23 protein-coding genes and 1 riboswitch are annotated in these 23460 nt (G+C 41.1%); of the genes, 3 read left to right on the top strand and 20 right to left on the bottom strand.

The genetic code is table 11. The features are described 5' to 3' along the window. Positions 1-106 precede the first annotated feature (106 nt). The 9 genes from purD to purC are packed head-to-tail and all read right to left on the bottom strand — an operon-like array spanning position 107 to position 9878. Positions 107-1372 carry a phosphoribosylamine--glycine ligase gene (purD, locus tag IGJ49_RS05970; protein ID WP_438722744.1) on the bottom strand — a complete coding sequence of 422 codons (1266 nt, stop codon included), beginning with the start codon at positions 1370-1372 and terminating at the stop codon, positions 107-109. Between the two features lie 15 nt (positions 1373-1387). Then, positions 1388-2920, bottom strand: a complete 1533-nt coding sequence (purH, locus tag IGJ49_RS05965) for a bifunctional phosphoribosylaminoimidazolecarboxamide formyltransferase/IMP cyclohydrolase (protein ID WP_023519519.1) — start codon at positions 2918-2920, stop codon at positions 1388-1390. Beyond that, complete coding sequence (gene purN, locus IGJ49_RS05960) at positions 2917-3495, bottom strand: phosphoribosylglycinamide formyltransferase (RefSeq protein WP_023519518.1); 579 nt, start codon at positions 3493-3495, stop codon at positions 2917-2919. The genes purH and purN overlap by 4 nt, the downstream gene beginning before the upstream one ends. Further along, a complete protein-coding gene (gene purM / locus IGJ49_RS05955; RefSeq protein WP_023519517.1) occupies positions 3492-4535 on the bottom strand; it encodes a phosphoribosylformylglycinamidine cyclo-ligase in 1044 nt (347 codons plus the stop codon). Before purM ends, purN begins: the two co-directional genes overlap by 4 nt. A 30-nt stretch (positions 4536-4565) precedes the next feature. After that, a complete protein-coding gene (purF, locus tag IGJ49_RS05950; protein WP_438722742.1) occupies positions 4566-6005 on the bottom strand; it encodes an amidophosphoribosyltransferase in 1440 nt (479 codons plus the stop codon). Continuing rightward, positions 5990-8212, bottom strand: coding sequence for a phosphoribosylformylglycinamidine synthase subunit PurL (purL, locus tag IGJ49_RS05945; RefSeq protein WP_438722740.1), 2223 nt, complete (start codon positions 8210-8212; stop codon positions 5990-5992). Before purL ends, purF begins: the two co-directional genes overlap by 16 nt. After that, positions 8213-8887 (bottom strand): phosphoribosylformylglycinamidine synthase subunit PurQ, encoded by a 675-nt coding sequence (purQ, locus tag IGJ49_RS05940; protein WP_023519515.1) that lies wholly within the window; start codon positions 8885-8887, stop codon positions 8213-8215. Position 8888: 1 nt separating this feature from the next. Beyond that, positions 8889-9143 (bottom strand): phosphoribosylformylglycinamidine synthase subunit PurS, encoded by a 255-nt coding sequence (gene purS, locus IGJ49_RS05935; protein WP_010735683.1) that lies wholly within the window; start codon positions 9141-9143, stop codon positions 8889-8891. Positions 9144-9146: 3 nt separating this feature from the next. Then, positions 9147-9878 carry a phosphoribosylaminoimidazolesuccinocarboxamide synthase gene (gene purC / locus IGJ49_RS05930; protein WP_010735684.1) on the bottom strand — a complete coding sequence of 244 codons (732 nt, stop codon included), beginning with the start codon at positions 9876-9878 and terminating at the stop codon, positions 9147-9149. A 256-nt stretch (positions 9879-10134) separates the two neighbouring features. Between purC and IGJ49_RS05925 the strand changes: the two genes are divergently transcribed. After that, positions 10135-10512, top strand: a complete 378-nt coding sequence (locus IGJ49_RS05925) for a hypothetical protein (RefSeq protein WP_010735685.1) — start codon at positions 10135-10137, stop codon at positions 10510-10512. Positions 10513-10652: 140 nt separating this feature from the next. On the opposite strand, the gene purB is transcribed toward IGJ49_RS05925, so the two are convergent. The 9 genes from purB to IGJ49_RS05880 form a co-directional block, all read right to left on the bottom strand. Beyond that, complete coding sequence (purB, locus tag IGJ49_RS05920) at positions 10653-11948, bottom strand: adenylosuccinate lyase (RefSeq protein WP_010735686.1); 1296 nt, start codon at positions 11946-11948, stop codon at positions 10653-10655. A gap of 13 nt (positions 11949-11961) precedes the next feature. Further along, on the bottom strand, positions 11962-13086 hold the full coding sequence (gene purK, locus IGJ49_RS05915; protein ID WP_010735687.1) for a 5-(carboxyamino)imidazole ribonucleotide synthase: 1125 nt from the start codon (positions 13084-13086) through the stop codon (positions 11962-11964). Next, positions 13079-13567 (bottom strand): 5-(carboxyamino)imidazole ribonucleotide mutase, encoded by a 489-nt coding sequence (purE, locus tag IGJ49_RS05910; protein ID WP_010735688.1) that lies wholly within the window; start codon positions 13565-13567, stop codon positions 13079-13081. Before purE ends, purK begins: the two co-directional genes overlap by 8 nt. Positions 13568-14025: 458 nt before the next feature. After that, complete coding sequence (locus tag IGJ49_RS05905) at positions 14026-15315, bottom strand: nucleobase:cation symporter-2 family protein (RefSeq protein WP_438722738.1); 1290 nt, start codon at positions 15313-15315, stop codon at positions 14026-14028. 2 nt (positions 15316-15317) lie between these two features. Continuing rightward, positions 15318-15899 carry a xanthine phosphoribosyltransferase gene (locus IGJ49_RS05900; protein ID WP_019723458.1) on the bottom strand — a complete coding sequence of 194 codons (582 nt, stop codon included), beginning with the start codon at positions 15897-15899 and terminating at the stop codon, positions 15318-15320. Positions 15900-15984: 85 nt separating this feature from the next. Next, positions 15985-16082: riboswitch (purine riboswitch) on the bottom strand. 276 nt (positions 16083-16358) lie between these two features. Further along, entirely contained in the window at positions 16359-17036 is a 678-nt protein-coding gene (locus IGJ49_RS05895; RefSeq protein WP_010735691.1) for a hypothetical protein, read from the bottom strand. A 24-nt stretch (positions 17037-17060) separates the two neighbouring features. Beyond that, entirely contained in the window at positions 17061-17675 is a 615-nt protein-coding gene (locus tag IGJ49_RS05890) for a glycoside hydrolase family 73 protein (protein WP_023519513.1), read from the bottom strand. Between the two features lie 9 nt (positions 17676-17684). After that, positions 17685-18485, bottom strand: coding sequence for a M15 family metallopeptidase (locus tag IGJ49_RS05885; protein WP_019723460.1), 801 nt, complete (start codon positions 18483-18485; stop codon positions 17685-17687). Between the two features lie 13 nt (positions 18486-18498). Next, positions 18499-19035, bottom strand: a complete 537-nt coding sequence (locus IGJ49_RS05880; RefSeq protein WP_010735694.1) for a hypothetical protein — start codon at positions 19033-19035, stop codon at positions 18499-18501. A 196-nt stretch (positions 19036-19231) separates the two neighbouring features. On the opposite strand from IGJ49_RS05880, the gene IGJ49_RS05875 reads away from it, so the two are divergent. Beyond that, positions 19232-20191: a Gfo/Idh/MocA family protein gene (locus tag IGJ49_RS05875; protein ID WP_010735695.1), complete on the top strand. Its 960-nt coding sequence runs from the start codon at positions 19232-19234 to the stop codon at positions 20189-20191. 57 nt (positions 20192-20248) lie between these two features. On the opposite strand, the gene IGJ49_RS05870 is transcribed toward IGJ49_RS05875, so the two are convergent. Beyond that, positions 20249-21214: an aromatic acid exporter family protein gene (locus tag IGJ49_RS05870; protein WP_023519510.1), complete on the bottom strand. Its 966-nt coding sequence runs from the start codon at positions 21212-21214 to the stop codon at positions 20249-20251. 109 nt (positions 21215-21323) lie between these two features. Between IGJ49_RS05870 and IGJ49_RS05865 the strand changes: the two genes are divergently transcribed. Beyond that, positions 21324-21920, top strand: coding sequence for an FUSC family protein (locus IGJ49_RS05865; RefSeq protein ID WP_010735697.1), 597 nt, complete (start codon positions 21324-21326; stop codon positions 21918-21920). 49 nt (positions 21921-21969) lie between these two features. Here the strand turns inward: IGJ49_RS05865 and IGJ49_RS05860 are convergent, their stop codons facing one another. After that, entirely contained in the window at positions 21970-23451 is a 1482-nt protein-coding gene (locus tag IGJ49_RS05860; protein ID WP_019723963.1) for a flotillin family protein, read from the bottom strand. Positions 23452-23460 lie beyond the last annotated feature (9 nt).

The following is a 23460-nucleotide window of genomic DNA, read 5'->3' as shown; positions in this document are numbered from 1 at the left end:
TTTCTTAGCAACTCGATTTTACCATAACCATCATGAAAAGGCTTCAAAAAAAATAAAACTATTTTTCCGTTTCTGCAAAAAATAGTTTTATTTCTTTTGAAGCCTTTTACTTTTGTACCAAGGCTTTTGAGCCGATATCCGTCCGATAGAATGTACGTTCAGTATTCTTGACTTTTAAAACAGAGTATATTTTTTCTTGCGCTTCTTCGATTGTCTGACCACTCGCTTCCACCAAATAGATCCGTCCCCCTGCACCTACCAGTTCTTTCGCTTGTTCCTCTACCCCCGCATAATAGACGGCCACATCTGGATCAGCTGAAAAATCTGGAAGCAAGGCTCCTTTTTGGTATTTTCCTGGATAGCCTTCTGCCGCAACGACTACACCTAAGCAAACTCCTTCTGTCTCCCATGTTAACTCGACTGCCCTTCCTGTTAATAGGCGGTCAATGATTTCCGCTAGATCACTTTTAAGTCGTGGCAACACAACTTGCGTCTCAGGATCACCAAACCGAGCGTTGAATTCGATTACTTTTGGTCCTTCTGCTGTGGCAATCAGCCCTGCATATAAAATACCAGTAAATGAACACCCTATCTCTTTCATCCCTCGCACTGCTGGTTTCAATACTTTTTCGACAGCCTGATCAACCATGGTTTGAGGGATTTGCGGCACAGGTGTATAAGCGCCCATTCCGCCAGTATTAGGACCTTTATCCCCATTATACGCTCGCTTATGGTCTTGCGAGATCACCATGGGATAAACTTCTTTATCTCGGACAAAAGCAAGTAAAGAGAACTCTTCTCCTGACAAGAACTCTTCCACGACGATTTTCTGCCCACTAGCACCAAACCGATCATTTTCTAGCATCTCTGAAGCGGCTTCGACAGCGGCTTCGAGGGTTTCCGCCACAACGACCCCTTTACCAGCAGCTAATCCGTCTGCTTTGATAACGATCGGTGCGCCTTTTGCTTCAATGTATTCTCTCGCTTCGGCAAAACGGGTAAACGTTTGTGACTCTGCAGCAGGAATACCTTGACGTGCCATCAACTCTTTGGCAAAGCTCTTTGAACCTTCAATTAAGGCTGCAGCTTTTGTTGGGCCAAAAATCGCTAATCCTTCCGCTTGAAAATCATCAACGATCCCATTGAGTAGAGGGATTTCTGGACCAACAAATGTCCAGGCGATCCCTTCAGCTCGAGCAAATTCGATCAATCCTTCATGATCCGTTTCAACAAGATCCACCAAGTGAACCCCATCTTTTTTCATTCCTGCATTTCCAGGTGCGCAATACACAGCTTCAACTAATGGACTAGCTAAAAGTTTTTTGCTTATCGCATGTTCTCGCCCGCCCGAGCCAATCACTAAACACTTCATTTTATCCGCTCCTTCTTAATGTCTAAAATGACGCACGCCGGTAAATACCATTGCGATACCATACTTGTTTGCCATATCGATCGAGGCTTGATCTTTGATACTTCCTCCCGGCTGGATGATTGCTTTGATGCCATGCTTCGCAGCGTATTCGACAGAGTCATCCATTGGGAAGTAAGCATCACTTGCAAGCGCGGCTGTTTCGGCTTTAGCACCAGCTTGTTCGATCGCAAGCTTGACCGAACCCACACGATTCATTTGGCCGGCACCAATACCGAGGGTTTGCTGTTGATTTGCAACGACGATCGCATTTGATTTCACATGTTTGACCGCTTTCCAAGCAAAAGCCATCGCTGCTTGCTCTTCTTTGGTGGGTTGACGATCGGTGACTACGGTCCAACTTTCTGGTTCTTCCATTGCACGATCATCTTGTTGGACCAGTAAACCTCCTAAGACAGAGACCATTTCGTTAGCATTTCCTTCCACATTCGAGAAATCGACTTGCAACAGACGGAGATTTTTCTTCGTTTTCAGTACAGCTAGGGCCTCTTCACTGTAACTAGGAGCGATAATGATTTCTAAAAACAATTGAGTCATTGCTTGTGCACTAACCAAATCGACTTCCCGATTCAATACGATAATGCCGCCAAAGATCGATACTGGATCAGCAGCATAAGCAGCTTCCCACGCAGAGAAAATCGTCTCGCCACTTCCGATCCCACATGGATTCATATGTTTCAACGCAACGACAGTTGGTTCCGTGAACTCTCTCATGATACGTAACGCAGCATCCGCATCACGAATATTATTGAAAGAAAGTTCCTTACCGTGCAATTGTTCCGCACTTGCAATCGAATAACTCGTTGGTAAAGCCGCTTGATAAAATGCTGCTTCTTGATGGCTATTCTCGCCATAGCGAAGGTCTTGTTTGCGCGTATAAGTAAGGGTTAGATTCTCAGGATCTTTTTCACCCACAGCTTCTGTGAGATATTGACCAATCAACGCATCATAAGCAGCCGTATGACGAAAAACTTTTGCTGCTAACTTTCTACGTGTCTCAAGGCTCGTGTGACCTTCTTGCTGGATTTCTGCTAAAACGATCGCATAATCAACGGGATCAACGATGGCTGTTACGAAAGCATGATTTTTTGCAGCACTTCGCAACATGCTCGGTCCACCGATATCAATATTTTCGATCGCATCTGCTTCGGTCGTTTCTGGTTTTAAGATCGTTTCCTTGAATGGATAAAGGTTGACACAGACAATATCGATTGGTTGGATGGCTTCTTTTTCCATTGCCTCCATATGGCTTTCACTATCGCGACGCCCTAATAATCCTCCGTGGATTTTTGGATGTAAAGTTTTTACTCGGCCATCCATCATCTCAGGAAAACCAGTCACTTCATCGATAGAAATGGTTTCGATTCCTGCTTCTTCCAAAGCTGTTTTAGTTCCACCTGTGGAAATGATCTCTATATCGGCAGCACGTAGTCCTTTCGCAAAGTCAATGACCCCAGTCTTATCTGAAACACTTATTAACGCTCTTGTCATTTTTTTACATCTCCCATATTTACTATATTTGCAATCACTTCTGGAAAGATCTGATGTTCGATCTGATGGATTTTTTGTTCCAATGTAGCTAATGTATCTTCTTTTTCGATCATCACTTTTTCCTGACGAATGATTGGTCCAGTATCCACCCCACGATCGATATAATGGACAGTCACACCTGTTTCCTTCACGCCTGCTTCAAAAGCATCGCGAATCCCATGAAGACCGGGAAAATTCGGTAATAACGAAGGATGGATATTGATCATTTTATTTTCATAAGTTGACAGTAAGCCTTCACCAACGATTCGCATATAGCCTGCCAGTACGATCAAATCAATCTCTCGGTTTGCTAATTCTTCAAGGATCGCTTGTTCGTACTCCGTTTTGGATGCAAACTCTTTCGGTGAAAAACAGGTGCTCGGAACTTGCGCTTTTTTTGCCCGTTGTAAAACATAGGCATGTGGCTGATCACAAAACAACCACTCGATTGTCGCAGAAAGTCGGTTCTTTTTAAAATAATCGACCAGCGCTTGAAAGTTACTGCCATTTCCTGAAGCAAAGACGGCAATCTTCATTTTTTCCCCTCTGCGATCACGACTTTTTGCTCCTCAAACGGTACGACTTGCCCGATTTGATAGACTTCTTCGCCAGATTTACGGATTTGATCAATGATTTCACTCGCATGTTCAGGAGAAACTGCAATGACCATTCCAATGCCCATGTTAAAGATCTCATACATTTCATGTGCAGGGATCTCACCATACTTTTGCAAACAATCGAAGATCGGTAAAACTGGCCATGTGCCTAGATCGATGCGGGCAGCAACATTTTCTGGCAACATCCGCGGAATATTCTCAATGAACCCGCCACCTGTAATATGTGCGGCACCTTTGATCTTCTCTTTTTTGATTAATGGTAATAAAGTCGAAACATAGATTTTTGTCGGTTCAAGCAACACATCTGCCAAAGAGGTATCCAACCTTTCGATCGTTTCTTCTAATGAAAAACCTTGCTGTTCAAAAAAGATTTTACGAACCAAAGAGTACCCATTGGAATGGATGCCACTAGAAGGCAAACCTAGCAAGATATCACCTGTTGTGATCGATTGACCAGTAATCAATTGCGCTTTTTCCGCAATCCCTACCGCAAAACCTGCCAGATCATAATCGTCCCCTTGATACATACCTGGCATTTCTGCTGTTTCGCCACCGATCAATGCCATGTTTGCTGAAACACAACCAGTAGCAACGCCTGATACGACTTTTTCTAGACGTTCTGGGTCATTTTTACCTGTTGCCAAATAATCTAAAAAGTATAAAGGTTCTGCCCCTTGTGCCAAAATATCATTGACACACATCGCGACACAATCGATACCGATCGTTTCATGGCGATCTGCGGCGATAGCTACAGCTAACTTAGTACCCACACCGTCTGTCCCGGAAACTAAGACAGGTTCTTTTAATTGGAATCCACTAAGGTCAAAGCAGCCACCAAAGCCTCCTAATGCACCCATCACACCGATTCTTTCTGTTTTCTTCACATGTTTTTTGATGCGATCCACGACTTCATACCCCGCTTCTACATCCACACCCGCTTTTGCATAAGCATTACCCATTTGATTACTTGCTCCTTTCATTTGCTCCGTTTAAAAAAAAGATACTTTTTCTTTTAAAGATTCTTGGTATTTTTCTTCGTAGTCATATAGCGGTGTCGGATAATCGCCGTTGAAATAAGCCATACATAACCCTGAATAAGGGGAATCTTTTTGTAGGCCGATTGCTCCAATCAAGCCTTCTTCACTCAAGAAATCCAACGAATCTGCGCCGATACATTCTCTGATCTCTTCGATGGAATGATTCGCTGCGATCAGTTCTTTTCTCGTTTGGATGTCGATCCCGTAAAAACATGGATATTTCAATGGTGGAGATGCGATCCGCACATGGACTTCCTTTGCTCCAGCTTCTTTTAATAGATTGACGATTCTTCGGCTGGTAGTGCCGCGAACGATCGAATCATCGACCATAATGATTTTTTTCCCTTCCACAACGCCCCGAACCGCAGAAAGTTTCATCCGCACACCTTGTTCTCTTAATTCTGGGGTTGGTTGGATGAACGTACGTGCCACATATTGATTTTTCACCAAGCCGATTTCATCTGGGATACCACTTGCTTCAGCATAACCACTGGCTGCTGACAACGAAGAATTGGGCACACCAACCACCATATCTGCTTCGATCGGCGCTTCAGCCGCTAAACGTCTCCCCATATTTTTACGTGCTGTATGCACATTGATCCCTGCAATATCAGAATCCGGACGTGCAAAGTAAATATATTCCATGGAACAAATCGCCAATTGAGTATCTGTCGTGTATTGCTCGATCGTATAGCCATCATCATTGATGATCACGATTTCTCCTGGCAAGACATCACGTACAAACCGCGCACCGATCCCTTCCAGCGCACAGGTTTCAGAAGTAATGACATATGCGCCATTTTTCATTTGACCAATGGCTAATGGGCGAAAACCATTAGGGTCTAGTGCCGCAACCATCGCGTCTTCTGTCAGTAATAAGTAAACAAATCCGCCTTTTACCTCAGCCAAGGCTTCTTTTAATCTGTCTAAAAACGTTTCTTCGTTACTACGACGGATCAAATGCATCAAGATCTCTGTATCTGAATTTGAATGAAAGATGGCACCATCTTTTTCTAAAGACGTCCGTAAAGAGCGAGCATTCGTCAGATTGCCATTATGAGCCAACCCAATCGATTGATCGTAAAATTTGAATAAAAAAGGTTGGATATTATCCACACTGCCATTGCCTGCGGTAGCATAGCGAACGTGACCGATCGCTGCTTGTCCAGATAAAGCTGCTAGTTTTCTTGGATCTTTGAATACCTCTGAAAGAAGCCCAAGATCACGGTGACCATATAATTTCCCATCATCATTTGATACGATGCCAGCGCCTTCTTGCCCACGATGCTGCAAACTATGCAAACCAAAGTAAGTGACATTGGCAGCTTGAGGATGTCCCCAAACACCGAACACTCCACATTCTTCATTGATGCTTCTTACTTCATAAGACATTCGATTGCTTCCTCCCAAGACTGTTTCGCCGAAGCGACTGCCAAGTCAACTCTTCCATCATTTGCTTGTATCACCAATTGTTTTTCTTCCGTTACGTGACCAAGAAGTGTCCCACGCTCACCAGCTAATGTTTCAAAGGCTTGTTGGTTTTCTTTTGTTACAGATACAATAAAACGCGATTGTGATTCAGAAAACAGATGAGCAGCTGGCAGATCAACTCTCGTTGAAACACCGAAACCATTTGTGAACGCTGATTCCGCAATAGCCACCGCTAACCCACCTTCTGCACAGTCATGCGCACTTTGGATCAGTCCAGCTTTGATTGCTTCTAACATCAAGGTTTGGTTTTCTTTTTCGGTAGTTAGATCAAAATGCTCCACCATTCCTTCGATCCTACCTAGCTGCAGCTTTTGTAATTCGCTGCCGTTAAAGTCTGCAAACGTCTGGCCGATCACATAGATCACATCTCCTGCTTGTTTGAACTCTTGGGTAGTTATATGTTCGTGGGCTTCGATCAATCCGACCATACCGATCATCGGCGTTGGATAGATCGCTTGGCCATCTGTCTCGTTATATAGAGAAACATTTCCTGAGATCACAGGTGTTTCCAACATTTCACATGCTTTAGCAATTCCATCAGCTGAGTACGATAACTCCCAGAATACTTCTGGTTTATCTGGAGAACCATAGTTCAAACAATCCGTAATCGCTAAAGGTTGACCACCACTTGCGACAATATTTCTTGCTGCTTCCGCAACAACAATCTGACCACCAATTTCTGGATCTAGATAAATATAACGAGCATTACAGTCTGTCGTCATCGCTAACGCTTTTTTGGTCCCGCGAATACGCAAAACTGCGGCATCACCACCTGGAGCAACCACTGTATTGGTTTGGACACGCGAATCATACGTCTCATAAATCGAACGTTTTGATGCGATCGTCGGTTGCTTCAACAACGCAGTCAATACTTCATTTGGATCAGAGATCACTGGTTGGTATTGACCTAATTCACGGAATTTTGCCATCCGTTCTGGTTCAACCATTTCTTTCTGATAGACAGGCGCATCTTCTGCCAAGGCATCTACCGGAAGATTGGCTACTTCTTTTCCATGATGATACAAACGGTACTGACCATCATCTGTTACTTTTCCAATCGTCACCGCGTCTAAATCGTATTTTTGGAATAGTGCTTGGACACGCGCTTCTGAACCAGCCTTCACACAGATCAACATCCGTTCTTGGGATTCAGATAACATCATTTCATAAGGGGTCATCTGCGATTCACGCTGCGGTACATCGTCCAAGGTCAATACCAAACCAGAGCCTGCTTTTGAGGCCATTTCTGAACTTGATGAAACAAGTCCTGCCGCACCCATATCTTGGATGCCGACAAGAATGTCTGAGTGGTCCAAAATCAATTCCAAACAAGCTTCTAACAATAATTTCTCCATAAAAGGATCGCCCACTTGCACAGCTGAACGTTGTTGTTCTTCTTCCTGACTAAATTCTTCGGAGGCAAATGTCGCACCGTGGATACCATCCCGACCTGTCTTAGCGCCTACATACATGATCGAATTGCCAACACCTGATGCTTGTCCTTTTTGGATATCTTTATGATCGATCAACCCAACACACATGGCATTTACCAATGGATTCCCCTCATAACAAGGATCAAAGGCGATCTCACCACCAACTGTCGGTACGCCAATACAATTACCATACCCTCCGATACCAGCAACAACTTCTTCTAACAGGTATTTTGTACGAGGATTATCTAATTCGCCAAAACGCAGTGAATCAAGTAGGGCAATCGGACGTGCACCCATACTGAAAATATCACGAATAATGCCCCCAACACCTGTTGCTGCGCCTTCATAAGGTTCGACTGCCGAAGGATGATTGTGGCTTTCTGCTTTAAAAACCACTGCTTGTCCGTCTCCAATGTCAACGATCCCCGCGCCTTCACCAGGCCCTTGTAAGACATTCGGCCCACTTGTTGGGAATTTTCTTAAGATCGGCTTGGAGTTTTTGTAAGAACAGTGTTCACTCCACATGACTGAGAACAGACCGGTCTCTGTATAATTAGGCATTCTACCTAAGATGTCTTCTTCGATCATCCGGTATTCTTCATCCGTCAGTCCCCATTGCGTATAAATCTTTTGTTCTTTGATTTCTAATGCAGTTGGCTCCATCATTGTTTTCATTTATGCAGTCACCTTTCCGAAATTCTTCAATAGCGAAGCGAAGAAACGTTTGCCATCTTCTGAGCCAAGTAATGCTTCCATTGCTCGTTCTGGATGGGGCATCATCCCTAACACATTTCCTGCTTTGTTTGTAATCCCTGCAATGTTGGCCACACTGCCGTTGAGATTTTCTCCCTCGTAGGTAAACACGATTTGGTTGTTGTCGATCAGTTCTTGAAGCGTCTCTTCGTCACAAAAATAATTGCCTTCTCCATGGGCCACCGGCAACTGGATCACTTCATTTTTGTCGTACTCTGAAGTAAAGGATGTTTGATTGTTGACTTTCAGTGATGCTGACTTACAGATAAAACGTAATGAATCATTTCTTCTTAATACGCCTGGTAGCAATCCAGCCTCCGTCAACACTTGGAATCCATTACATGTACCAAAAACAGGTTTTCCTTCTTCCGCAAAACGAATCACTTCATCCATGATTGTTGAAAAACGAGCAATCGCTCCACAACGTAAGTAATCGCCGTAAGAAAAGCCGCCAGGGATCAATACTCCGTCATACCCTTCAAGAGAAGATTCGTCATAACGAACATAGTCTGCTTCTGCGCCCATCACATCACGGATCGCCCAAAGCAAGTCCGCATCACAATTCGATCCAGGAAAAACAATCACGGCAAATTTCATGCTAAACTTCCTCCATTTTGTTGATTTCATAACGATACGTTTCCATATTGACATTTGCTAATAAACGATCGCAAATCGCTTCGATCGTTGCTTCTACTTCCTCTTCACTAGCTGAGACTTGGATTTCAAAATACTTCCCGATACGAATATCTTCAATGTTGTCGTAGCCTAAACGATGTACCGCATTTTTAACTGCCTCTCCTTGTGGATCTAATACTGAATCTTTATATGTTACGTACACTTTTACAAAATACATGATTTATTCTCCTTTATTTTCGAGTGATAATTGATTTAAACGATCGAGTACTTCTTGATAGACAGGAATGATGTTGCCGATCTTTCGCCGGTAGACATCCTTATCCATATGTTCCTTAGTGGTAAGATCCCATAAGCGACATGTATCCGGAGAAATTTCATCTGCTAATTCGATCTCGCCAGTCGCAGTACGTCCAAATTCCACTTTAAAATCGACTAATCGTAAATTGATTTTTTTGAATAGTTCTATCAGATGGTCATTGATTTGCAACGCTTGTTTTTTAAGCTCCGCTATCTCTTCAGGCGTTGCTAACTCTAAGAAACCAACGTGGGCATCATTAATGAAGGGATCATCTAGTTCATCTTTTTTGTAATAAAATTCAACGATCGGTGTCGGTAGCACTTGCCCTTCTTCTACTCCTAGGCGTTTTGAAAAACTTCCAGCTGAAATATTTCTGACGACCACTTCTAAGAGAATGATCGACCGTTTTTTAATCAATTGTTCGGTTTTTGACAATTTCTCAATAAAATGATTTTTTATTCCTTGATTCGATAAGTATTCAAAAATAGCACTTGTGATTTGATTGTTCAATTCTGCTTTCCCTTGCATTTGGTCTTTCATTCCACCGTTGAGGGCAGTCACTTGATCTAGATACTCCACCCACAGGACAGTTTCATCATTCGTGTTAAACATTCTTTTTGCTTTTCCTTCATAGAGCAAGTTCTGTTTTTCCATGTCTACGACTCCTTGTTTGTTAACGTTGTATTACCAACACACATTATTTGTTCGTCTTTTCACTTTAAATTTTACCAAGGGTCAGTAATCAAATCAATACAAAAGTGTACATTTGAACCATTAAAAACATTTAATGTTCGTCTTTCGTACTTTTATTAAGAATAGTTGTTCTTCGTTAAGAAGCGTTTACACATTTATTGATTGGTGATATAGTAGATTTAAAGAAAACAGTTAGAGGTTTCAAGGAGGTAACTAAATGGAAGATCCAAGTACGTCTGCCCAACGCTTTTTACTCGATTTATCTGTTGAAGAAAAATCACGCTTATACAATGATCTACTTGCTATCAAAGATGTTGATGCCTGCATGAAGGATCGAAGTTTTTATACATTTAGAAAACTTCGCCGTGCAGCAAAACGACAATCGGAGTGTCGAAAACGAACATTCCATTACTTGACCCAAAACAACCATGAACTAGTGATCAAACAAATCCATGAGCAAAAGTTATTCAAGCATCATTACCGATTGCTCGTGACCTTCGATCAACAAGAATTTGGCTATACATTTGTTGAAACATTATTGAATCTTCTACATTCCCAACATTTCAATTTGGGTCATCAAATGGCTTATGCTTAAACCAAAAAGAACATCCCTCAGAAGTTAGTCTGAAGGATGTTCTTTTTTTCTTGCATTTAAAAAAATAGTTCTAGCTAGTGATTGTTCGTTTTTTTCGATCAGTCGAGAAACATTGTTAACATCTATTCTTACTGAATGGTTTATGCTAAACCGACACGTTCAAAAATGACATCCACATTTTTCATATGGTGGTTGTAATCAAATGCTTCAGCGATTTCTTCTGGTGTCAAAACAGAAGTGATCGCTTCGTCTTCTTCAAGTAAAGGACGGAAGGACACTTGATTATCCCACGCATATGCTGTCTTAGGTTGAACAAGATCATAAGCTTCTTCTCTTGTCATCCCTTTATCAATCAATTTCAACATGACACGTTGGCTATAGATCAAGCCAAATGTCGCATCCATGTTACGTTTCATGTTTTCTGGGAATACCGTTAGATTTTTAACGATATTGCCGAAGCGGCTCAACATATAATCAAGTAGGATCGTTGTATCAGGTAGAATGATCCGTTCTGCAGAAGAATGGGAGATATCTCTTTCGTGCCACAACGAAACATTTTCATAAGCGGTAATCATATGCCCACGGATCACTCGCGCTAAGCCAGCCATATTTTCTGAACCGATCGGATTACGTTTATGTGGCATAGCAGATGAGCCTTTTTGTCCTTTAGCAAAAAATTCTTCGACTTCTCGTGTTTCCGATTTTTGAAGTCCACGAATCTCTGTCGCAAAGCGTTCGATACTGGTCGCAATCAATGACATTGTCGCAAAATATTCGGCATGTAGATCACGTGGTAAAACTTGCGTCGATACTTCTTGCGGACGGATGCCTAGTTTTTCGCAGACATATTCTTCAATGAACGGAGGGATATTCGCAAACGTACCAACAGCACCGGAGATTTTCCCTGCTTCTACGCCTTTTGCTGCATGTTCAAAACGTTCGATATTTCGTTTCATCTCAGAATACCAAGTAGCTAATTTAAGACCGAAAGTGGTTGGCTCAGCATGCACACCATGCGTACGTCCCATCATGACTGTATACTTATGCTCTTTGGCTTTTTCACCAATGATCGCTGTGAAACGTTTCAAATCTTCGCGCAAAATGTCATTTGCTTGTTTGATTTGGTAACCATAAGCTGTATCCACCACATCTGTACTTGTTAATCCATAATGGACCCATTTACTTTCGTCGCCAAGTGTTTCCGAAACTGCTCGAGTAAAAGCAACGACATCGTGGCGTGTCGATTGCTCAATCTCTAAAATACGAGCGATATCAAAAGACGCGTGTTCACGGATTTTCGCTACATCTTCTTTAGGTATTTCTCCTAATTCTGCCCAAGCTTCATCAGCAAGTATTTCAACTTCTAACCATGCTTGATATTTATTTTGCTCTGTCCAAATATTGCCCATTTCAGGTCGTGTATAACGTTCTAACATCAACTATTCTCCTTTAATCCCAAATATTCGTTTTTTCGATTTCTTTCAATGTCGACTCGATATCTTCTGTCAAAATCGTGATGTGTCCCATCTTACGACCTTTTTTCGCTTGTTTCTTGCCATAGAAATGAAATTTCCAATCTTGTTTTTTCGCAATCAAATTGTAACTTTCTAATAGTTGTTCACCTAAAACGTTGACCATGACGGCATCACTTAACAATGGGACTTTTTTAGGTAAAGGCCAACCGCAAATCCCACGGATATGCGCATCAAATTGTGTCATTCCGCATGCTTCTAAGGTGTAATGTCCTGAATTGTGTGGACGCGGTGCCAATTCATTCACATACAATCCACCAGTCTTCGTCAAAAACATTTCGACGCCCAGTGCACCGGACAAACTCACTGCTTCAGCAATCACTTTAGCAATTCTTTCTGCCTCTTCGATCACATCCGCTGAAACAGTTGCTGGCGCAATCGTTTCATGGAGAATATTATTACAATGGATATTTTCAACAACTGGAAATGTCGTATATTGCCCTTGCCCATTGCCTGCGACCATGATCGATAGTTCTTTTTCAAATGGAATCCAAGCTTCTAATACGCAAGTTCCTTCTCTTAAAAGATCCATCGCAGGAGCTAAGTCCGCTCGACTCTTCAGTACATATTGCCCCTTACCGTCATATCCGCCACGAGTTGTTTTCAAGACACAAGGATAACCGATACCATCGATTGCATCTTGGATATCTGTGGGACTGACGATCGTTGCATGTGGAGCGATCACGATATTATTTGTTTCTAAAAATGATTTTTCTAGTAGACGATCTTGCGTGATCGCCAACAAATCTGTTCCTTGAGGAATAAATGACATCGGCAAAATCGCATTCAGTGCTTCCACACTCACATTCTCAAATTCGTAGGTGATAACCTCAGTTCGTCTTGCAAGTTCTTCTAGAGCAAACGTATCATCGTAGGAACTTTCAATGTGCCAGTCCGCTACTTGAGCAGCCGGACAATCATTCATCGGATCAAGCACACCGACTTTGAATCCCATCTCTTTTGCACTGATCGCCATCATGCGACCTAACTGTCCACCACCGACGATTCCGATCGTCGAGCCTGGTAATAATGGTTTAACCAAGTTGATCACTACTTTCTATTACAGATTCAACCGACATTGCGCGTCGTTTCGCTAATGCAGCCTCCAACTCTAAATCATACATTGAAAGCATCTGTATCGCAAGTAGACCGGCATTAATTGCGCCTGCTTTTCCAATCGCTGTCGTCGCCACAGGCACGCCGCCTGGCATTTGGACAATGGATAGCAAAGAATCCAATCCGTTCAATGTTCGGCTTTGAACAGGAACACCAATAACCGGTAATGTCGTCTTTGCAGCAACCATCCCTGGTAAATGAGCTGCTCCTCCCGCACCTGCAATAATCACTTTTATACCTTTTTCTCGAGCTTCTTCTGCATACGAAAACATCAAATCTGGTGTTCGATGTGCTGAAACTACTTTCTTTTCAAAAGAAACGCCAAATTCTTCAATAATCTCACACGCATGTTTCATTGTCTCCCAATCCGAGATGCTCCCCATTATTACAGAAATTTTTGCAGCCATTCGTTTCTCCTCTCGATTCGTATTCACTTATATTTTATCACTCGCCCCTCTGTAAATCAAGATAAATTCGAATGAAAAATAGATAAAAAGGTTTATTGTTCGTCTTTAACAAATCAACTCTTGCTTGTTGAAATCAAGCTTTTTCTGGTCCAAATCATTTGTTTTTTTTTAAGGATATAACACTTTTTCTTCATGTATCCAAAATGCAGAGAGAATCTGTTCATGAATTTGCTACAATTAAAAAATTCGTCTGGGACATTCGTCTTCTCGCACCACCTAAAATCGAATAAACGGCAGGTACAAAAGTAAACTCTTCGAAAATAAGGCACCCTCCACAAAAATTTGAAAAACAAATTTCGTGGATGGCGCCTTATCTCTCTAAGCTAAAAAGGTCTCTACCTTATTCAGTTACTAGCTATGATTTATAAAAGTAATCTACATCATTACTTCAATGCTTCTTAAATGATTCTCTCGTCTTGTTTTAGTCCGTTAAAAACTAAGTTCAACACAATTGCTGTGATACTGCTCATAACGATCCCATTTCCTGTGAACATTTGAACTGTTTCAGGTAACTGGCTGAATAATTCGGGCATCAAATTGAAGCCTAAACCAAAACCAATCGACACTGCAGCAATCAATAAATTTTTGTCATTTGTAAAATCTACTTCTAATAACATCCGGATTCCTTGGATCGCCACCATTCCAAACATGACCAACATCCCGCCACCAAGGACTGGTTCAGGTATGATTTGAGCCACTGCGCCGATTTTAGGGAATAAGCCCAAGATGATCAAAAAGAAAGCGGAAAAGTAAATGGGTTTTCTTGTTTTGATTCCTGAAAGTTGTACCAACCCAACATTTTGCGAAAATCCTGTATAAGGAAATGTGTTAAAGATACCACCTAAGATGACGGCTAACCCCTCTGCTCGATAACCTTTTTTCAACTGCTCTTCCCCGACTTTTTTTCCAGTGATATCTCCTAAGGCAAAATAGACGCCTGTTGATTCTACCATACTTACCATTGAAATGATGATCATCAATAAGATCGACCAGATTTCAAATGTCGGTTTTCCAAAGTAAAAAGGTTGCGGTACGTGAAAAACAGGGGCTTGTCCAATTGCTCCTAGATCGATTCCACCTAAAAAGGCAGCTAAGATACTTCCACCGATCAAACCGATCAAAACCGCAATGGATCGAATGAACCCTTTGCCTAATAATTGCACAACAACGATCAGTAGGATCGTGACAAACGCTAATAATAAATTCGTCAGATCACCAAAGCCTGGAGCAGTTGCACTGCCGCCACCCATTTTTTCGATGGCTACTGGAATCAACGTCAAGCCAATCACTGTAATCACTGTTCCAGTAACAATCGGCGGAAATAGTTTTTTGATCTTTGAAAAGAAACCAGCAACTAGCACAACAAAAATCCCTGACGCGATGATCGAGCCATAGATCGCACCGACACCTTCTGTGCTACCGATCAAAATCAACGGCGCAACTGCTTGGATCGCACAACCTAAAACAACTGGTAAACCGATCCCGAAAAAGCGATTGACAGTTAATTGCAAGAGCGTCGCTAATCCACACATGAAAATATCGATTGAGATAAGATAAGTCATTTGTTCTTGATTAAATCCTAACCCCGTACCAATCAATAACGGTACAGCGACTGCTCCCGCATACATCGCTAATAAATGCTGTAACCCTAAGACAGCTGCTTTTCCATTTTGAGTTTCTTTCTCCACGCTTACGCATCCTCCTCAAGAAAATCTACTTGACCATCAGAAAGTGATGCTACGCGGGCAAGTGAGACCACTTTTAAGCCCATTTCTTCAAGAAGTTGACGACCGTCTTGGAAGGATTTTTCAATGACGATCCCGATTCCCTCAACACTCGCACCTGCTTGTTGGCACAATTCGATCAAACCTTTTGCCGCCTGACCATTCGCTAAAAAGTCATCAATGATCAATACTTTATCTTCAGAAGACAAGAATTTACGAGAAATCGATATCGTGCTTGTTACTTGTTTCGTAAATGAATAAACGGATGCCGTCAATAATTCTTCATCCATCGTCAAACTTTTGGCTTTTCTTGCAAAGATCATCGGTACACCGAGCTCTTTAGCCGCAAATAAAGCAGGGGCGATACCAGAAGCTTCAATTGTCACCACTTTAGTGATTCCTTGTTCTTTAAATACTTCCGCAAAACGTTGGCCCATTTGTTCCATCAACACTGGATCTACCTGATGGGTAACAAAACTATCTACTTTCAACACGCCTTCACCCAAGACTTGTCCATCTTTATTGATACGTTCAACTAATTCTCTCACTTTATTTACTCCTTTTCTTGCTAAATTCATGCCACTCAAAATAGAAAAAAACATCTCTACTGCTCATGTATAAGCAAAAAAGATGTTTCACTACTTTTTCACTTATAGTCCAACATTTACGGTGCTGGCTAGAAACTGTCATCCTTATTATGACGATATATAAGTTGTTCGATATTCGATTGATAAATGATATTTTTAGAAACAAAATATTTTAATTTTTAAACGATGAAAACAGTCTAACACTTGTTTCTGAAACTTACAACTATATTTCTTGTTTTTCTCATGAAGGATTTATCTTTAGATTAGACTTGATAAACCTCATAGTTTCATCCTAGCAAACAAAATAGTATTTATGAAATAAAGCAACCAATCCCATAAAGGAAAAGGTTGCTAAAGCCAAGTTTATATCGATAACTATTATCTATGGTTGGTTGAATGATATTTATTTTCGCTTGGTACTCAATTGGTTTTCTCGATTTTTCGATACTTGTCCATTTTACGACTGAATAACTCTCCGCTACTAGGTGGTGTGTAGGTGATTGCATTGGCGCCAGCTTCAATCGTTTCTTTGATGCTTTCTTCCGTGGGACCTCCAGTCGCAATAATCGGTAATTCTGGGTACTTTTCTCGGAAAAAGCGAACAGTGTCTGCTGTATCTTTTCCCGCACTGATATTGATGATCGTAATGCCTGCTGCCAATTTTTCGTCGATTTCCGAGTATTTAGACGTGACTGTACTGATTACCGGTATATCAACCACTTGACAGACATCATGGACAGTCTCTACTGGTGTTGGACCATTCAAGACTACGCCTAATGATCCTTGTGCTTCTGCAAAAAGGCTCATATATGCCGAACGCATCCCTTGTGTCAAGCCACCACCGACACCTGAAAACACAGGGATATCCGCTGCTTCAATGATGCTTTTCGTAATCGCCGGATGGGGTGTAAAAGGATAAACTGCGATCACTGCATTTGCATTGGTGTTTCTGATGATCGCAATATCCGTGGTGAAGATAATCGAACGTATCAACTTGCCAAAAATTTTAATACCACTTGCTTCCATAATGACCTCTGGGACTCTCACGATATCCTTACGTAATTCTGTCATTATTTCTGGAACAAATAAATCTGCCATCCGTCCACTTCCGTTCTTTCCTGATTATTGATCGTATTGATTTAACTGGTAAGTTTCAATCACATGTATGATTTTATCAGCATATGTCGGATCTGTCGCATATCCTGCCGCCTGTAACGCATGAGCTGCTTCAATATAATTGGTCGCAGTGATCACATTCGCATACAATGCAGGATTCCAATCGACACCATTGACAAATAAAGCTGTGTGGTCATCCATTGATTGTTTCCACGAAGAATAGACTCGAAAGTCTCCTTGGATGGTGATCCATTCTTCATTGATATATTCTTTTGTTTCCAGATTGACTTTTTCTTCGTTCCCAAACGCTTTGATACCGAACAAGTTCTTATATTTACTGGCAAGCGTACTATTGCCCCAATCAGATTCAAGGATGGCTTGCCCAATAATGATACTTGGCAAAACGCCATAGCCTTGTTGTAGTTCTTTCGCATGTGGAACTAATGCGTTGATAAATTCCTGATGAGTCAGTGTTTCTTGTTGCTGTGCTTCCGTAGAGTAGGGCGATGACAAACTTCTCAAAGAAAAAACAAAAGCCATCATGATCAACATACTCCCTAAAACTACAGCAAACCAGCGATTATTTTTACGCCTTTGTTTTTTCCATTTGTTTTTTGCCATCTCTTATTCCTACTTTTCTTTTAGTTGGTCCAAGTACTCCTCCATCGTTAAATCGTTTGATGTGATATATTCTGCACTTTCTTTGCCTACATAACGCAGGTGCCAAGGTTCGTAAGTGATTTTTGTAATATCTTCTCGACCTTTTGGATAACGGATGATAAAGCCATATTTAGAGGCATTGTCCGCAAGCCATTTCGCACCTGGTTCGTCACCATATTTTTCATCCAATACAGTATTGGGATAATTGTTGTACCATGTTTCATCGACCACATCCACAGCTAAACCTGTATGGTGTTCACTGTAACCCGGTTCTGTCATAGTTTTTTTCGTAATCGCGGTCGCCTCTTCTTCAGTGACTCCCTGACTACTCATCACCTGTTGGACATTTTGAGCGAACACCTCTTGTTGTGTCGCAACTGAGCGATAAGCCGATACCATAACTAAAGGAAAGCCCGCAGCTTTAGCTGCGTTAGCCAGTTCTTCATAATCAGCTTTAATACGTTTGTCGATCAGATAGCCATTATCTAGCGCAGCCAATTGGTTGGCTTCATCGATTTCTGTCTCGATTTTATGATCAGGTCCTACCAATACTAGCGACCAATCATCCAACTTAACATCTGGCAAATCACTAGAGGTTGCTTTTTTTGTTGCTTTTTCTGTACTTTCTTCTGTCGCACTCGTCGTATTTGTTTGTTCTGTCTTTGAATTATCAGCTTGAGCTTTCGTATCCGTCCGACTCTCACTAACAACCAGATAGCCCATCGCAACAATCATAATCACGACTGAGATAACGCCTAAAATTTTATTCACGCAAAAAATCCTTTCATTCCCTTTCTGGTTCCACTTTCTCACTCACGTAAGTTTCTTCCAGATTTTCATTTACCCAATCTAACAACTCGATTTTCTCCCCTTCGATTTGCTTTTGAACTTCTGCTGGTAATCGAAAGTTCAAAATGTCATCATAACCCCACTCATCATATTGAATACTGACTTTCAAGTCAAGATATCCATTGACAATTTGATCATTTTTTAAAGGGAGCAACTCTACATTCGCACTGCCACTACTTACCCATTTCTGAGCAATACGTGTTTTGATTTGCTTATATTCGGCTACTGCAACGTTTCTTTTTTCAGGGAAAATAATGGTTTGACGTAGAATTTTTTGCGTCAACATCCATTCATAGTCCGTAAAAAGATTTTTCACTTTTTGCATGACCTCGGATGGTAAGTTTTGTTCACCACGCTTCCAAGCTTGCCAAGTTGTTTCATCCACCAATAGATAAGTATCTAAGAAATTTTCTTCTGTTTCAAATTGTTCGAGTAAAACACTCATAATAAGATCAACGTATACTTGATGCATCGCAATCTCCTCCTCCTTCTTATTCTACTTAAATTAAGGTAAAAAATCATCTATTAGAACATTTCTTTCACCTTTTTTTAGAAAGCAATTCTTCAAAACGATTGGAAGTCCTTTTTTTGATATAATAATAGCGAAACCAAGAGTATTCAACTAAATACCCTTATATTAAATATATCACGTCAAGGAGAGATGAAAAATGAAAAAATACCAATGGGGCATTGTCGGTCTAGGATCGATTGCTAACGAATTTGCAGAAAACTTCGATCAAACATCAAGTGAATTGGTTGCTGTTGCATCACGAACTTTGGAAAAAGCACAGGATTTTGCTACACGCCATTCTATCAAAAAAGCGTATGGCGATTATCATGAAATGTTGCAAGATGCTGAAGTTGATATCGTGTATATCGCCGTTCCGAATCGTCAACATATCGACTATATCCTTCCTGCCTTGGAAGCTGGGAAACATGTCTTATGCGAAAAAGCTATCACGATGAATAAGGCAGAACTTCAACAAGCCATCCAATTAGCCGAACAAAAACAGCTGATCTTGGCAGAAGCGATGACGATTTTCAACATGCCTTTGTATCATCAACTTCGTTCAATGATCGATTCAGGCAAGTTAGGTGCATTAAAGATGATCCAAGCACCTTTTGGCAGTTACAAAGAACCTGATCCGACCAACCGCTTCTTCAACCCTGATTTAGCAGGTGGAGCATTACTTGACATTGGAACCTATGCTGTTTCATTTGCTCGATTCTTTTTGAGCTCACAACCGGAAGTCATCGCCTCTCGTATGATTCCATTTAAAACAGGTGTCGATGAACAATCTGTAACGATCTTGCAAAATAAAGAAAATGAACTAGCTACGATCAACCTGACCTTCCAAGCAAAAATGCCAAAAGTCGGAATCGTTGCTTTTGAAAATGGGTATATCTCGATCAATGATTATCCTAGAGCTGACCAAGCCGAAATCATGTATACTGACGGTACAAAAGAATTGATCGAAAGTGGCCATCGTGCGCAAGCAATGAATTATGAAATTGAAAATATGGTAAAAATGATCGAAGGAGAACTTCCAAACCGTTCCCTGTACTTAACCACCGAAGTGATTGCACTCTTAGATGATATGCAAGAGCATTGGAAGAATAACAAATAAACAAAATAAAAATAAGACGAAGCGAGAATGGTCTCCTCATCGCTTCGTCTTATTTGTTCACTTTTCCGCATCCACTATCATCTGCTGAGAAAATTCTACTTTTATTTCAATAAAACTTTTAAATGACTGTAAAAACTGAAACAATTCCGCACGATCCTCAAATTCACTTCGAGTAGTCGGCAATGGCATTTGACGATACATTCCATAGACCTCTTCGATCCGTGTCAATATTTCTTTGCCATCATTTGATTCAGAAAATGTCTCAGCTGTATAGATCAACAAGCCGTATATATGGTCGCTATAAGGCACTGGGTCCTGGATATAAGCTAAATTTTCTTGCATATCTTGGATCACATTGATCTGAGCCCGTCGCATAGAAAAATAGGTTTCATAGTATTGATTTTGTCTAAGCAAGTTATTCTCTTGGTGATTCCGTGCATATGCTTGACTTTCTCGAATATAAACTTGTAATTCTTTGCATAACCCTTGATTTTCGTAAGCTTCGCCAGAAAGCAAAAAGTCTGCCATATTCTTCAAAAGAAGACGAAATCGCTCTTCGATGATCATTTGATTTTCCTTTAAACGTTTTTTACTATCTGGCATATAGACATTAGATAACAAAGCAAAGCCTACACCAATGATCATCAAGGCTGCTTCGTTTGTGATCAATTGCCAACTCATACTTTGTTCACTAAGATAATGAGTGATCAAGACTGAGTTTACAACGATTCCTTCTGTCAATTTGAACCGCACGGCGATTGGAATAAAAAATAATAGAAAGACACTGAAACTGATGATTCGATAGCCCAAAAGTGTAAAACACATGTAGGCAATAAGCGTAGCGACAATAAATGCAGCGACTCGATAGATCCCAGTCATCAAGGTGGAGCGACGAGTATTCCCTACGCTTAACAACGCAATAATACCGGCAGATGGCCAGAATAATAAGGAAAAGTAGTTTGCAACCAACATGGAAGCAAATACACTGATGACCGTTTTTACCGTTCTCATTCCAATACGCATGATCGGCTCCTTTCTTTTTATTGAATTATACTAAATTCGTTCATGAAAAACTAGCAATCCAAGGTAAGTTTAGTTATGATATTGTAAAGAACGTAAAGGAGAGTATACTATGCAATTTGGACGCTTTCGACTTGGTATGCGTACAATGAAGAGTGCTTTAGCCGTTTTCTTATGTATTTTGATCTTTCATCTCTTTGATCGTGGCATTCCAATGATTGCTGCCCTATCTGCTGTTTTTTCCTTGCGCCAGGATTTGACTACGACCTTTTCTTTTGGTCGCTCGCGTATTATTGGCAATCTACTTGGTGGCGGATTAGGTATTTTCTATTTTTTTGTAAAAAGTTACTTCCACAATGATTTTTTAGTTGAACTGATCGTTCTCCCACTTTTAGTGATCATTGTGATCGTCTTATCTGACGGTATCAATAATAATTCTGGAATCATTGCTGCTATTGCAACATTATTACTAATCTCTTTAAGTATCCCTCAAGGAGAGTCAGCCTTCTATGCGATTGAGCGGGTTTTCGATACATTTATCGGGACATTTATTGCTATCGGTATCAATTTTTGCTTGCGTCCGCCAGAAGTTGAAAAAAAAGAAGAGATTGTCGAGGACTTAGAACAATTAAGAAAAAAAGAGCAGGCTTTACTTGAAAGTCTTGAAGAAGTAAAAGCACAGATCCGTGAGCAAAATGAAAATAAATAGCGAACCAACAAAAGACTCAAAGGACATGATCCTTTGAGTCTTTCTTAAGTTATTCTTTCGGTTCATTTGATCCTTCATAGACATTCAATTGTCTAGAATTTCCACGAGTGGAAAGATTCTCAATGATATCTTTGATGTCCAATCCAGTTGTTTCTTTCAACGTTTCTTGTGTCGTCGACAATAAGTTTGTCGCATAGCTTGTCACTCGATTGGCGCCACCTGCTTCACCTGAGGAGTTTCCTGTATCAACAACAGAGATTTTTTCGATATTGCCTAGCGGTTGTGCCGCTTCACGCATCAATTGAGGCAACATTTCGATCACCATGCTAAGCACAGCAGCTTCTCCATATTCTTTGAACGCATCTGCGATTTTTTGTTTTGCTTCTGCTTCCGCTTTCCCTTTTGCTAACGTGGCTTCTGCCTCGGCTTGTCCAGCTAAACGAGTTTGGTTGGCTTGGGCTTGGGCTAAGGCTTCGATTCTAAATTGTTCTGCTTCTGCCTCAGTCACTTCTTTGACTTTTTGTGCTTGGGCTTCTTGTTCTTTGGCGTAACGATCCGCATCGGCTTTTTTCTTCACTTCAGAATCGTATTGTTTTTCACGACGAATGATTTCTTTTTCTTCTAATTCGATTTGTTTTTGACGTTCGACGACTTTTACTTGCATCTCTTGTTCGATTACTTGTTGTTGTTCTCTGGCACTTTCTAAATTATACGCTTGGTCAGCTTTTGCTCGTGCCACATCTTGCTCCTGTTTATAGGCAGCTAATTTCAATTCTTTTTCTTTTAAAGATTCGGCGATCTCTGTTTGGCGTTGTAATTCTGCGGCTTGAGATTCTTTCTCTGCTTCCGCCTTTTTGATACGCGTTTCTTTTAGTGCTTCTGCTTCTGCAATATCTGCATCACGTTTGACTTGAGCAATCCGTGGTTTCCCCAATGAATCCAAATAACCATTTTTATCACGGACTTCTTTGATCGTGAACGAAACAATGATCAAGCCCATTTTTGCTAGATCCACCGAGGCAACTTCTTGCACACTTTGGCTGAATTTGTCACGATTTTGGTAAATTTCTTCTACTGTCATCGAACCTAGGATCGACCGCAAATGACCTTCTAAGACTTCACGGGCTTCATTTTCAAGTTCTTCTCGCGTTTTCCCTAGAAATTGTTCCGCTGCTGTCGCAATTTCTTCGACAGAAGAACCGATCTTGATGATCGAAGTACCGTCACACATCACCGGCACACCCTGCTCTGTATAAACTTCTGGGGTAGACACGTCTAATTTGCTTGATAATAAACTGATGCGATTCGAACGTTGGAAAACTGGTAATACGAATGCACCTCCACCGCGGACGATTTTGATTTTATTGTTACTCTCGTCGGCATGGACATTTTTACTTCCCAAGTAACTACCACTGATGATCAATGCTTCGTCAGGCTTTGCCGTTTGGTACTTAGCGACAAAGACGATTAATAACATTAAAACGATCAACACTGCTAAAACAATTGCAACAAACACTCCAGATATTTCCATTTCTTCCAC

The sequence above is a fragment of the Enterococcus sp. AZ171 genome (genome assembly GCF_051714005.1).
GTDB lineage: Bacteria > Bacillota > Bacilli > Lactobacillales > Enterococcaceae > Enterococcus_B > Enterococcus_B pernyi.
The sequence above is the reverse complement of the archived record's forward strand: the minus strand, read 5'-3'. Positions and strand labels throughout refer to the sequence as shown.